General features: G+C 58.0%; 11 protein-coding genes. 4 read left to right on the top strand and 7 right to left on the bottom strand.

Annotated elements, in window-relative coordinates; translation table 11 throughout:
* Positions 1–425: helix-turn-helix transcriptional regulator (locus B5X82_RS25480; protein WP_079651154.1), on the bottom strand; the 425-nt coding region annotated here is incomplete at its 3' end.
* A 245-nt stretch (positions 426–670) separates the two neighbouring features.
* Here B5X82_RS25480 and B5X82_RS25475 point away from each other — a divergent pair.
* A complete protein-coding gene (locus B5X82_RS25475) occupies positions 671–1,669 on the top strand; it encodes an AAA family ATPase (RefSeq protein ID WP_139385173.1) in 999 nt (332 codons plus the stop codon).
* Positions 1,670–1,699: 30 nt separating this feature from the next.
* On the opposite strand, the gene B5X82_RS25470 is transcribed toward B5X82_RS25475, so the two are convergent.
* Genes B5X82_RS25470 through B5X82_RS25460 form a run of 3 tightly spaced genes read right to left on the bottom strand, consistent with a single transcriptional unit; the run spans position 1,700 to position 7,702 of the window.
* On the bottom strand, positions 1,700–2,893 hold the full coding sequence (locus B5X82_RS25470) for a GIY-YIG nuclease family protein (RefSeq protein WP_079651152.1): 1,194 nt from the start codon (positions 2,891–2,893) through the stop codon (positions 1,700–1,702).
* A complete protein-coding gene (locus B5X82_RS25465; RefSeq protein WP_079651151.1) occupies positions 2,886–4,958 on the bottom strand; it encodes a pseudomurein-binding repeat-containing protein in 2,073 nt (690 codons plus the stop codon). The genes B5X82_RS25470 and B5X82_RS25465 overlap by 8 nt, the downstream gene beginning before the upstream one ends.
* A complete protein-coding gene (locus B5X82_RS25460) occupies positions 4,955–7,702 on the bottom strand; it encodes a class I SAM-dependent DNA methyltransferase (RefSeq protein WP_079651150.1) in 2,748 nt (915 codons plus the stop codon). The genes B5X82_RS25465 and B5X82_RS25460 overlap by 4 nt, the downstream gene beginning before the upstream one ends.
* 193 nt (positions 7,703–7,895) lie before the next feature.
* On the opposite strand from B5X82_RS25460, the gene B5X82_RS25455 reads away from it, so the two are divergent.
* Positions 7,896–8,516, top strand: a complete 621-nt coding sequence (locus B5X82_RS25455) for a hypothetical protein (RefSeq protein ID WP_079651149.1) — start codon at positions 7,896–7,898, stop codon at positions 8,514–8,516.
* Positions 8,517–8,539: 23 nt separating this feature from the next.
* Positions 8,540–9,598: an ImmA/IrrE family metallo-endopeptidase gene (locus B5X82_RS25450; protein WP_217699592.1), complete on the top strand. Its 1,059-nt coding sequence runs from the start codon at positions 8,540–8,542 to the stop codon at positions 9,596–9,598.
* An 18-nt stretch (positions 9,599–9,616) separates the two neighbouring features.
* On the opposite strand, the gene B5X82_RS26565 is transcribed toward B5X82_RS25450, so the two are convergent.
* Positions 9,617–9,832 (bottom strand): hypothetical protein, encoded by a 216-nt coding sequence (locus B5X82_RS26565; RefSeq protein ID WP_139385172.1) that lies wholly within the window; start codon positions 9,830–9,832, stop codon positions 9,617–9,619.
* A 106-nt stretch (positions 9,833–9,938) separates the two neighbouring features.
* Between B5X82_RS26565 and B5X82_RS27280 the strand changes: the two genes are divergently transcribed.
* A complete protein-coding gene (locus B5X82_RS27280; RefSeq protein ID WP_139385171.1) occupies positions 9,939–11,597 on the top strand; it encodes a calcium-binding protein in 1,659 nt (552 codons plus the stop codon).
* Between the two features lie 291 nt (positions 11,598–11,888).
* Here the strand turns inward: B5X82_RS27280 and B5X82_RS26555 are convergent, their stop codons facing one another.
* Together B5X82_RS26555 and B5X82_RS26965 are read right to left on the bottom strand one after the other, a co-directional pair.
* Positions 11,889–12,254, bottom strand: a complete 366-nt coding sequence (locus tag B5X82_RS26555) for a hypothetical protein (protein ID WP_139385170.1) — start codon at positions 12,252–12,254, stop codon at positions 11,889–11,891.
* Between the two features lie 1,110 nt (positions 12,255–13,364).
* A partial coding sequence (locus B5X82_RS26965; protein WP_217699591.1) for a hypothetical protein occupies positions 13,365–13,545 on the bottom strand: 181 nt, incomplete at its 5' end.

The following is a 13,545-nucleotide window of genomic DNA, read 5'->3' as shown; positions in this document are numbered from 1 at the left end:
TACGTCAACTTGAAGAACACCGCATCGGTCACGTTCCGGAACCAGAGGCGAACTTCGTCACCTTGGCGTTCGAAGCGCTGGATGAGCGCCATGTCGTCCTCAATGAACACCTCTTCCCCTGTATTGTCGTCAACCTGCGTTTCTGGCTTTTCCAACATAGCCTTACGAAATTTTTCCCACGACATGGTGGTCACCTCGGCATTTTCCGGGTGCCGTCCTACCGTGGTGCTGTTGGCTTCCCACCAATCGTGGACGGCTTTCTCATCCCAGACCACCGCCCGGCCTGCATTGCCGGTGGGACGAGGGAAAGGATGCCCCAGTAAAGAGTGCGGATCAGACGTATCGATGGTCGGATGCTTCTCCATCCATCGATACAGCGTCTTCTTCCCGGCACCGGTCAGGTTCAGAATCTCGCCCAATCGCATCGCATATTCCAATAGTGTCATATAGCTATAGGGTCTTGACACGATAATGTCAAGACCCTATAGAGCGCTTCGGATGGCCGTCCAGCCCCCACCCTCGTGGTGAGGGAAGTCCGCTCACGTAGCGGGCGATCGATCTTCCTCGCGGAGATCACAATCAGGAAAGACACCCCACGAGGGGTCAATCCAATCAAACCACAGGCCCTCGGGCCATTTGTCCACCTCGCTCCTCACGGGGACGGGGGAAAATGAAGGGTAGCTACCCTCCAACCGAAATGACCATCAATGACGAAGGCAGAGATATGGGATCATCACGTAACGGACGACAAACAGTCGAAGACTGGCTGAAGGTTGCTGACGAGAATGCCGTCGCATGCCGCATGGCCAGCGCTACGTACAAGCTCGGCGATCTTGGCACTCGCGGAGGAGTCGGCTTGCGCGCCGTCTATCTGAGCGGACCTCCCGGCGTTGGGAAAACGCACAGCATTGTAGAGCAGGAGGAGATTTGGGCCGCATGCGGCATCAAGCCGTTGCGCTTCCGGCCACGGAATGTCGGCGAACTACTTGACCAGTTCAAGATCGCTGGCGGACGCAGGCCGCTCATCATGGAAGAGGCCGACATCATTTTCCGGTCGAAGCCGATGTTCGAGATTCTGAAGCAGGCTACCGACCCACTTACCCCGGATATCTTTTACCGAGTCGAGAAGGTCGAGGGCGAGAAGGCTGCAGTGCCGATCAACCTGAATGTCCCGATCGTCGTATCCACCAATATGGACCTTGGCTCCGATGTGGGATGGGACAAGAACCTGCTTGCGGATCGGGATGCTCTCTTTAACCGCTCACGACCAGTGATCATTCCTGATGACCCATTCGCGCTATGGGAGTGGAGCATCTACCTTGCACTGACTTCCCACCTGACGCGGGATTTCGTCATCCGGAACAGGAGCGGAGGCCTTCCGCTGGTCCAGGCGAATTCGCTCGCCGTGCAGGCTCAGGCCATCGACTGGTTCACCGACAATGTGAACAAGCTGGAAGTCATCAGTCCGCGCACCTTGAAGCAGGTTGCCCAATCCATGGGGCGTACACGCTATGGCGACATGCCCCCGGCTATCCTTGCCGAGGAACTGGACGGTCATCTGGGAAAAGAGCGTGCTGACCCCATTCCGGTTCCTGCCAAGGCCGATTGGGGAGTCTTGCTCCGGGGAATGCCGAAGCAGTTGCCCGCCGGAGCGAAAGTTACTGCGTGAAGGCGACGACCCATCGATGGAGCATCACACCTAACAGACGACAAGTGCGGCCTGCTTTGGATCGTAGACGTAGTTGGTGATGGTTCCATCGCGAATGCGCGCCACCGCCTCGTCAATCACCGCCAGCGGCGCGAGGAACCACTCGCGCGGCTTTACCGGGCTACCAAGCTGAATTGTCAGATCGACTTGGGCAGTCGCGAACACTCGATGGATCAGTGCTTCGAGCTTTGCCCGGTTGATGTTGTAGAGGCTGTAGGTAGCGATGACCTCAACATCAGCGAACAGATAGGTCGCGTCCCTCGCAGCATTGGAGATTCGGGCCTCAACAGACCCGCCGGTGACTCCAATCTTGTGGATGAGGTCACGATGCGCGGCGATGGTCGGGTGATCGGATTTGCTGCGTAGGACATAGATTGTGCCGCTTTCCAGATCGCCGTCTTCGGCTGCCGCCGCAAACAGGGGGCCAGCTTCAGATTCTGTGATCCGCCGCCCAGCTTCATCTTTATAGAGCGCCCGTTGCAGCGAGCGCAGAAGCAGGTTGCTCTCGGTTGCGTTCGAATAGACCACCCGCAAGCGAGCATCGGTTTCGCCGTTTGGAGCACGGAAGGACTCACCAAAGTCCGCGACATAGGCGATCTGACCGCCGAGGATAAAGAACTGTCCCTTCGTGATGTCAGACTTCAGGAATCCGGCGTCTTTTACGAATGGCCGCGTCGTGCGAACACCTGTCTCAAGATCGCGTTCGACCTGCTCGAAGAGAGGCTTGAACCGGGAGAAGTCCTGGCACTTCTCCCGGTTCGCGATCTCTTCCGCCGCGCGGCGTTCGTCGGCGGAAGGCACATGGCGCAGCACGCGAATGTCGTCGTCATCGGGTTCGACAGAAATTCCAAGCTCAGCAAGCAAAGCATCATCGTCGATGTCCTCGACCGACACTGGCGCGACCGTCTGAGCGGTGTTCAACAGGCCAAGCGTGTCGAGCGGGGTGAGAAGGTCGCGGCATTCGTCAAGTTCACGGAGCCGGTCGAGGCGGACGGCATACAGGCGCTCAAAGATGTCACGGTCCTCGCCGTGCTGCGGCGGGCGCCCGTGCTCCTCGTGGAAGCGCACGATATCCTCGAAACCGGCGATGATCCGTTCCTCGCGGGGCGTGTAGGTCCGGGCCTTGGGTTGCTCGATCGCTACACCGAGTTCCGCCAGCAATTCGTCGTCAGAGAGGTCAGCCATTCGCAGCGGCCTCGGCGCGGTAGCGGGCGAAGGCGGCAACCCCTTCGGCGAGGCGCTTCTCCCAAGCGTCCTGCGCGTTGATGTCGGGCAGGCGTCCACGCTCTTTCTTGAACCGGAGAGCGCGCTCCGCAAGGTCGCGAGCCTCCTCGGGGGAGATTTTCACCTTCCGCGCCGAGATGACCGCCTGCACCTGCTTGAGGATGTTCTCGTTCATGGACTTCGCCAACACCGCATAAGCAGCCTCGAACGGGTTGATGCTGTCGATCAGGTCGATGTCGAGATCGCGCACATCTGTCGCGAACTTGCGCACGCCATCTATCAGCGCCGTGTTGAGCTTGGGTTCTTCACCCTCGACAGCCTCTCCCCCAGCGAGCTTCTTCGCCCGTTGTGTCAGGTTGAGCGCGGCGATGGCATGCTGACGGACGGCTTCCTGGTCGTCCTCGCTCAACTCGGGATAGCGGTCGCGCACGATCTTCCCCATCCGAAGCTGGGTCAGTTCTTCCGGCACCACTTCCTCGTCGAACATGCCGCGTTCAAGGGCGGTTTTGTCCTGCACGAACTGGGTAATGACCTCGTTCAAATCCTCCTGGCAGATGCGGACAGCCTCGTCGCTCTTCGGCTCGACAAGGCCGTTGATCTCGAAATGGAACTGGCCCCGCTCCTCGTTGAAGCCAACGTTCGTCTTCCCCTCCTGATAGCCGCCAGGACCGTAATCGAAGTCGTCGATCGGCCCCCGGTTTTTCGGGGTAAACGTGAACCTCGGCGCGAGCACCTGCTCCATCAGAAGACTCGCGGCTATGGCCTTGAGGGTGTCATTGAGGGCGCCAACCACCGCCGCCTCGGATGCGTCGGGTTCGGCGATCAGGTTGGTGAAGGTGGCGATCTCCTTACCCGGTGCGTCCCGCGTGGCGCGACCGATGATCTGGATGATTTCGGTAAGGCTCGATCGATAGCCGACGGTCAGCGCATGCTCGCACCAAATCCAGTCGAACCCTTCCTTCGCCATGCCGAGCGCGATGATGATATCTACATTGTCGCGGTCGTTGCGATGGGCGGGGTCCTTCAGCGCTGCGAGCACGTTTGCCCGCTTCGCCGGATCGCTGTCATCGACCAGATCGGCGATCTTAATGACCCGACCCTCCGGCAGCATCACGTGATGGAATCCGGTGTTGGGATCGGCACCCTGCCATTCCCCCAGGTATTCCATTATCTCCTCAACCTCCTTGATCTTGTCCTTGGTGCTCTCGCGCGCGTTGACCGAGGGGATGTGGACGATCGTCTTCTTGGCCGGGTCAAGAACCGCCTCGATCGCGTCGAGATAACGGTTGGAGTAGAAGAAATAGCCGATGTTGAGCGCCTTCAGATGCTCGTAGCCGTTCAATTGTTCGTAATAGGTGTAGGTGACGGTCTCGAACCGTGCCTCATCCTCCGGCATGAGGACGGGCACGGCATCGCCACGAAAGTAGCTGCCGGTCATCGCGACGATGTGCGCCTTGTCGCGGCGGATGAACTCGGCAAGCTGGCTACCGAGCCGGTTGTCCGCGCTGGCCGAGACATGGTGGAACTCATCCACCGCGATCAACCGGTCGTCGAATGCCTCGACGCCAAGCTGCTCGACCGCGAAGCGGAAGGTAGCGTGGGTGCAGACCAGCACGCGATCATCGCTGGCGAGGAACTGGCCGACGGCACGAACCTTGGACGGGTCAACGCGCTCTTCATCTGGCCCCGGCGCATTGCAGAGGTTCCATTGCGGCTTCACCGTCCAGTCGGCCCAGAAGCCGAACTTGGATAGCGGCTCATCGGCGAAGCTGCCGCCGATCGACTTCTCGGGGACGACAATGATCGCCTGCTTCAACCCCTGATTGTGGAGCTTGTCGAGCGCGATGAACATCAGCGCGCGCGATTTTCCCGAAGCGGGCGGCGACTTGATCAGCAGATATTGCTCACCCCGCTTGTTGTAGGCGCGCTCCTGCATCTCGCGCATACCCATGGCGTTAGGCTTGGCGGAGGCGCCTGTGCGGGCCGTCTGGAAGGAGACTGCCGGAATGGGTTTGGTAGTTGTCACGCGGCTTGTCCCCTGCCGATTTTAGCCGTCATCTTCGTGTATAGCTCGAACAGCTTCTCCAACCGCTCGGTGTCGTTGCGGAAACGGCGGCCGATGTAGATGCGTTCGAGCACTTCGTCATTTGCGTCATGGGCACGGCGGAGGTCATCGGGCATGCTCTCCGGATCGTAGAGATCAGCGATGGTCGCCGGAAAATGTGCTTCACGGCAGAGTAGAATTTCCTCGGCACATCGAGTTAGATCAGCGAGATTTTGCTCAGTCAGCTTGGGTATCGGAAAAGTGTTCCAACCAAGTGTATTTGAGTAGGAAAATCGCATTTCAAGACGGACGCACACCGTGCCGATCCATACCCAATGAAGTCTCGACGCGACCAGCGCCATATTCCACAGCGGGGCGTCGAATATTCCGAAATTCTTGTTCGATATGACGCGGTCTGGTTCGAGCAGGCCACATGGCAAGTAGGGCCTATTTTCTGATGAAACACCAGGAACGGCTATGGTTCGAGATTTCGCCATTCCCACTCGTTGAACAAACCGGTGCGGCTGTTCCGCGAAATCTCGTGTAGATTGGGCATTCGACCCCAATCTGTTCTCGGCCACCGCCTGTAGACGTGCTGCGATGAATGGGTCGCTTGCCGCAGCATCAGCATCCTCATCGTCGATCCACAGGCAAAAGCGATATTTGCCGTTGATCAATTCCTCAGAGCCTACAAACCGCTTAACAAACTTCTGTGTCGCGGGAGCCTCCAGAAGTCGAGCAGCGTCGCCTGGGTCAAGGAAGAAGTGCCCTCCATCTCTCGGCATGTTGCCGAACAGCATTGGCGCCTGCTGGCCAATTGGACTCTTCTGCTTCTGAACAACATCACTTTGGTTTGCGGTTAAGTATGGACCGATTACAGTGCATTCCTGCGCCGTGCCCTCTCCATAAATCCGTTTGGTAACTGATGAAGATTGCGCCAAAGCAACGACAATGACGGTTACCCCTGCATTGTGGCTGGCCAAATTACTCCACTTAAAGGCGGTGTTTGCAAATCGGATTTCCACGTTTTGACTAAAAACAACGGGCCATATCTCCGACGCTTGCTGCCCTTGGCATAAACTATTGGTTGTCACAAACGCGGCGACCGCATCAGGGACGCCGGATACAAAATCGAGAAATTTCGCAATCCATCCCGAAACGAAGTCAGTCGTCTTGGCCAATTGAGGATGTTTGGACCACGCCGCAGCAAGGTCAGCTTTCTGCGTATCGGATTGCCACTTACTTCCTCTATAGGGTGGATTCCCACAGATATAAGTCTCGCCACCCTCATTAGCGAAACTAACTTCCGACCCGTCTAATGGCATCTCGAATAAGTCATCACCCCTCATCTTCACGCCAGTGCCAGTCGGGGGACAGATGCTCAGCCAATCCAGCCTCAGCGCGTTGCCACAGGTAATCCAGTTTTCCGAATCGAGCGGCAGGAACTCAGCCAGTGCCTCCTTTTGGCCGCGATAAAGCACGTCGCACTGATATTCCGCTATGATCAACGCGAGCCGCGCAATCTCGGCCGGAAAGTCTCGCACCTCAATGCCGCGAAAGTTGGTAAGCGGAATGTCGCTGCGGCGATCAGGTTCGCCGCGCCGCCTGTTGATCGTGGCCTCAATCTCTCGCATCTGCTTGTAAGCGATCACGAGGAAGTTGCCCGAACCGCACGCCGGATCGAACACCCTAATCCGCGCGATGCGATTGCGCAGATTGAGCAGCTTGCGACCGTTGTCGCCAGCCTCGTCCAGCTTCCCGCGCAGATCATCGAGAAACAGCGGGTTCAGCACTTTCAAGATGTTCGGCACGCTGGTGTAGTGCATCCCGAGCGCACCGCGCTCCTCATCGTCGGCGACGGCCTGAATCATCGACCCGAAGATGTCCGGGTTGATCTTCTTCCAGTTCAGGTTGCCGATGTGGTTGAGATAGGAACGGGCGATCTTGGAGAAACGCGGCACCTCAGTGCTGCCGCTGAAAAGCTGCCCATTCACATAGGGGAACTGGTTGGCGTAGCGCGGTATGCCCGCCGTCTGACGGTCGGCGATCTTTGTGTCCATCGAGCGGAAAATCTCGCTGATGACCGTGTGCGTGTTCGATGAGTCTCGCGCGCTCATCTGCTCGACGGTTTTGGTGAACAGCCCTTCGCCGACGAAGATATCTGTATCCTCGGCAAAGAAGCAGAAGATCAGTCGCGCCATGAAGTGGTTCATGTCCGGGCGGCGCTCGGCCTTCGCCCAGTCCGGATTGTCCTTCAGAAGCTCGATATATAGCTTGTTGAGGCGGCCGGTTGCCCGGATGTCGAACGAGCTTTCCCGAATTTGCTCAACCGTGGTGATGCCTGCCAGCGGCAGGAAGAAACCGAAATGGTCGGGGAAATCGGCATAACGGCACGCTATCGTCTCGCCACTGGTCCGGTCCTCGGCCTGGAAGGAATCCCCGTCGCTGGCCAGGATGAACTTGGCCTTAGCGGACGCCGTTCTCGGGCTGTCGCGAAGCAGTCCGAGGGTCGCTTCGACCTCCCCGGCGTCACAGGTCGCGATATGAATGTTGGTGCGCTGGAGCACGCCGCCCAGATCAGACTGATTGGTCGAGCCCGCGCGCAGTCGCTTGATGGTCGTCTCGGGATTGCCAAAAGCCCGTAAGAACTGGAACGGAAACTCGGCCCGATCAAACGGGTCAAGCGCAAGCTGGGATACGGCTTCTTCGATCTCAACTGGATTCATGGCCGCACCTTAGAGGCGTCATTTCGGGCAGCCAAGAGCCGGTCGGCGGGTCAGCGGATTCCACGAGCGGATCGGAACGATCCGGTTTGGGAAGCAGCAGTTGCGGTCGCACCCTGCAACGTTTCTGTATATTTTGAATTGATTTTGCAAAAATCCAGCATATGGTCGCTACGATCGAGCCTGGGAGATCAAAATGGCCGCTGATATCGATGCTGTCCGTGGCGCTCTGGCGCCCTATCATGGCAAAATTCATGCGTGCGTGATCGACGGGTTCGCCGAATGGCGCGATATGCAGGGCTATCGCATTTCCCAGGGTTACGCTCCCAATCTCTACTCGCGGACGAACTCGAACGACATCTTTGATGCCATCCTTCGGCGGGCGATCCCTTCGTTAGGAGCCGAGGACAAGGTCTTCGTGAAAACAGAGGCCCAGACCGCAAAATTCGTGATCAATGGCGTCGTTGCCCGCTTCAAAAAGGCAGGGGACGACGGGCTCGGTTGCAACATCCCGACGCAGGCGGCCATGGCCTTCATGGATGCGGATCGGACGTTGCCGGGCCTCCCGCCGGAAACTGCCAAGATCGAACTCATCTGGGAACCGAATACGATCTGGACCAAGGTCGAGCGTGTGCTCGTTGTCGCCCGCGACGGAGACCGCCTGCTGTGGGAATACGAAATCGTAGGGGAAGCGGGTGGCGATGCGATCACGCCGTTGGCCCCGGTCGGCCCGGACGATCATTCCGGTGATGGCCTGGATACGAGCGATCTGGTCAAGCCGAAGGCGAAGCCGCAGGCCAAGCCCGAAACGAAGTAGGAATTATGTCTACGGTCGGAGACATGCTGCGCCTCGCGCGGCAGCGATTGGGATTCACGCAGAAGGCCGCTGCTTCCCGGCTCGGCGTCGCTCAGCCCGTGCTGTCTCGTTTCGAGAACGGACCAGTTGAGCCGGATGATGCCTTCCTGCACAAGGCGGCATCAGTTTACGATCTCCCGCGCGAATTCTTTGACCTTCGCGATCCCGTTTATGGGCCTCCGGTGAGCGTTCATCCGATGCTGCGCGCCAAGGCGGACATCTCAGCTCGTGATCTCGATATGGTAGTGTCGGAGATGAATCTGCGGGTCATGCAGGTGCGGCGCTTTTTGGATGCCGTCGAGTATGCGCCGACCAGTGAGCTTCCCTCGTTGGAGGTGGAGCAATATGGCTCCCCCGAACGGATCGCCGGAGTGGTCAGGGCGCATTGGGGCGTGACTTCCGGGCCGGTTAAAAACCTCACGGGCTTGGTTGAGCGCTCGGGGGTCATAGTCGGGACTTCCGACTTTAGCGGCGCATCGATCAGCGGGATGACCTTCCGAGTGCCAGGACAGCCTCCGCTGGTGTTGTTGAATAGGAACCACCCGGCCGATCGCATGCGGTTCACCCTGGCTCACGAGCTTGGCCACCTCGTGATGCACCGCTTTCCGACGCCTGACATGGAGGAGGAAGCGAACGCTTTCGCATCAGCCCTCCTCCTACCGGAACGAGAGTTGCGAGAAGCGTTCGCCGGGCGGCGCATTACAATGGAACTACTTGCCGCGCTCAAGCCCGAATGGCGCGTCGCTATGCAGGCATTGCTGATGCGCGCGAAGGCGCTCGGCTATCTGACCGACAATCAGAATCGCTATCTTTGGCAACAGATCAGTTCGCGAGGTTGGCGCCTGAGGGAACCATCCGAATTGGACTTCCCGCACGAGCAACCGACTGTACTCAAAGCGATCATCAAGGCTCACCTCTCCGACCTGGGATTCTCCCTGTCGGATTTGAGTCGCCTTGTGCCTCTGCACGAGCGCGAGTTCTTGAAGATGTATGATCTGACCGAGGATGGTCCTACGAAGCCCAGGCTCAGGCTCGTGATATAGTCAGGGGCGGGCGGCGAACTAACCTTCGCGTTTGACTGGCGACTTGCGGGCTTCCTTTTCGCGGCGCTCTAAGGCTTCCTCGATTAATAGCCGTACGAAATCGCCCTGGCGCATCGAGCCGCGCAAGGCATCGACCCGCGCCTTCGTTCCACCACGAAGCCGCAAATGTATCGCCTCAAAAAATACCTTCGGCTTCGTCACGAACTTCGGGATAGCGGTATCGCTTTCTCGCATCCAGTCCCCGCAGTGAAATTCCCAGCGTTGACACCTATAACCGGTATCGCTTATCCACTTAAGCGGTATCGGTTAAGATGGCAAGTATTAGGAATTTGGGGGCTTCGTGGCGACAATTAACGGAACGAGCGGCAATGATTTTCTCTCCGGAGCGGATCAGGACGATGTGATCAACGGCCTGGGCGGGAATGACCTGCTGTTCTACGGAAAGGGCGCAGACTCCATCTATGGTGGTGGCGGCAACGATATCATCCGGTTCGATGCACCAACCCGCCCGAACGACGGTTCTTACCCTTCCGGCGGGTTGATCGACGGTGGGGATGGCTACGACATCGTCGATGCATCCAACGTCCCTGCGAACGACCAGCGCTATTTCTTCACCAACGGTTACGCTGGCCTGCCCGCACTACAGGTGAGCGCCGACGCGGGAGGCAGCGGTCACATCGTTACGATCGCCAACGTTGAAGAGGTCATACTCGACATACCCAATCTGAATAACCCGTATGGACGGGGCCTCCAGATTCACGTGGACAGCCCAACGCCCTTCTTGAGGGTTTCCACCGGTCGGGGGGATGATCTCGTCTATGGGTTCGGCAACGCTGATATTTTCCTCCAAGGAGGAAACGACAGATTTTACTTGCAGGTGCCCAGTGGCTCCAACAGCGCACTGAACACTTCCGCCCAGTTGAATGCCGGTTCTGGCAACGACACGCTCGCTATTGGCAATAGTGGTACCGTGGGGGCGCTTAGCTTCAGCGTCGATCTTCAGGCTCAAACCGCAACGCTGGGCGGGTTCAGTTACAACGTAATTGACTTCCAAAACGTCGTCGTGGTTCCAAAAAACAATGCTTCTCAAGTGCTTGGGGACGGCAGCGATAACATCCTGTCCGTGTACAACCAGACAACCCCCTTCGATGTTGATTTCGGATATTTTGGCTTCTTTGAATCCGGCGGCACTTCAGGCGTCCTGATGGATGGCCGCAGCGGCAACGACGCCATAGATGGCGGTATTGGAAACGACACCCTGATGGGTGGCGCTGGTCACGACAATCTGTTCGGAGACGATGGAGCCGACATACTCAACGGTGGAGACGGCAACGACCACCTCTACGGCCGACTGGCCACCGGTGGCGATGACAGCGGCGATACCATTAGCGGAGACGCGGGGTCAGATTACATCCAGGGCAACGCCGGAAACGACAGTCTGGATGGCGGTGACGGATCAGATCGAATCCAGGGCGGCAGGGACAATGACGCCATCGTCGGCGGCGAGGGCAACGACTCCATCAACGGCAATCTCGGCAATGACACCCTTGACGGCGGCACCGGCAATGATCTCCTGCGAGGTGGGCAAGGTGGCGATCTCCTGAATGGTGGTAGTGGAAATGATGTTTTGAGCGGCGACCTCGGCACCGACACCTTAACCGGCGGCGCTGGCACCGATCTTTTCCAGTTCAGCGCGCAAAGCTCCTTGGCGACCAACACTGATCGAATCACCGATTTCACTGATGGCGCCGATCGCCTGTCGGTTGGATACACGCCGCTCGCAGTTCTTACCGGTGCGAGCCAGTCCAGCCTTTCCTCGGCGGCAACGCTGGCACAGCAACTGTTCGACGATCGGTTCGGCAGCCAGGAAGTTGCGGTGATCGGCGTGGGAGCCGACACCTACCTTTTCTATGGCAGCAACGGGGGCGCAAACGCTGATTGCGCAGTGCTGCTGGCAAATGTCACGCCGGGTGCGATCACTCTCGCGGATTTTGGCTGACCAAATCGACGACGAGTCCAGCGCTGATGTTGCAACGATCGAGGAGGTGAAGCTGATCGAGGCGGCGTCGAAGAGATGCAGTTTCCGCATCGTGATCGACACGATCGCGGCCGCGTGTGGATAGAAGCACAATGTGATCCTCGGCGCGCCATCTCGACCATCCGACCGCCGCTATCGCGAAATGGGCAGCGTCGTCGGCGGAATCAAATGCGACGGTCGCGCTCCAGCTATCGAAAACTGAGCGTTGCGTGTGTAGCGACGTGGGGTTGCCCTCCCTGCGGGGTGACGACCTCATCCCAGGAAGGCCTTTTCGAACGCCGACATCATACCGGCGTGGGGAAATGCGAACTCCACCTCTACACCCAGGTCGATCTCGCATCGCTGATCTGCGCAAATCTGTTCGATCAGTTCATGCGCGAGGGCGATTTCCTGTTCAGGATCAAGTCCGGGAGCGGCTGATTCCCAGATGCCGAAGGTGTGGTCGTCGAGCACCACCCATGGCGATGTTGTGGCCAGTCGAAATAGTGGGGCACCAGCAGTTTCAGGGTCGAAACTGATCTGGACCGCCCATCCCTTGACCAGCGACCATATGGTCTTCCCCGGAGAGGAGTTTTGCTCAACCCAGGTTTCGATGCGCTTGAAGTCACAGAAGCTCATCAAGAGGCGCCTTCTTTTCATGAAAGCAGCCCTGGCACATCGCACGGCTGACGAGAGCAATTATCGGACTGACCAGCGTCTCTGTCGAGAAAGCGGGTGATGCCTTGCCAGCGTGGCAAGCGTTCCGCCTTCGTAGGCGGGAACGTTTCCTTGAAGCCTGATGTCTGAAGCGGGTCCTTGCCGCTGAACTCGTGATATCGCATGCAGTATCTCCTGTCCGATGTAATATTTATCGGGGAGCAGGCATGGGAGATCAGATCGACTCATGTTTATGAGGCGTCCGCTGGCGCGCCCACCTGTCGATTGGCCGGGAACTCACTGGCGTTCGTTCTTCCGGCCATCGACGAATACGAAAATCAATATTCAAACACAGGCGGCAGCCCCATAACTCCATGCAATGGTTTGGGAGACGCATAGCTTATCCCCCCCCTCCAAGCCGCCGCTTATACTCGCCCCTTTCGGTAGGGAGTTGGGTGACATGGAGGGAGGGACATAGGCAGACATGCAATTGGTAGGTCTGACGGAGATAGCTCGCCGCGTGCGCGTCTATAGCGCGGCAGGTGGTCGCCCGGTTGACCTGCATGAACAGCGTGCCCTGGGACCTTTCGGTCCCCGATCGGTTATCATCGTGGGAATGAAGCAAGTTCGATCGGCCGCTTTCTCTTTGACCTAATCGAACCCGGAGAGTTGTCGCTCGCTGGACATGGCTCTCCTCTTTTGATCGCACCTCTTGGTAAACCGGCAGTGCTCGTCCCGGTCGGTTGTCCTACCTCATCGTCCCCACACCGGCCCCTGCTCAAAGACCTCAATCGAGGTGGCGCCTTCCGTGGTTATCGGTTTAGGCCGGGCCAGCCAACAGTATTGCCCTGAACTCTATAATATTAATGTACCACATGAATGGTTCATTGTCTCTATTTATAAAATTCATTTTAATATGGACAGTGATGCGTGCTGTTTGAGATCATGAGGCATTACATGATTGAAAGCTTGCTGTGTCTATTATTTCATTTCGAGAATACGTTTATGGTGCAGATCGCATGTGGTATGGAGAACGAAATGTCACCGCTGAGGTCGTGGCCGTTTCACTTGATCGCTCCAAGCGGCCTTGGCTCAAGTTGCGGGTCGTATCCGCGACTGGCCATAGGGCAGGTGAACTCGCGCCGGAAATTCGCCGTTCGCTGAAAACCGTGAAGGAGGGCGAGGCGCGCTTTCACCGTTGGCAGGCGCGGCGGGCGCGATCGAGGAAGGTGCAAAAATCGCCTGGGCGTGGTCGGCCCAATCAGAAGCCTCG

The sequence above is a fragment of the Rhizorhabdus histidinilytica genome, from assembly GCF_900167915.1.
Taxonomy (GTDB): Bacteria; Pseudomonadota; Alphaproteobacteria; order Sphingomonadales; family Sphingomonadaceae; genus Rhizorhabdus; species Rhizorhabdus histidinilytica.
This window is presented reverse-complemented; position numbering and strand designations above follow the sequence as displayed.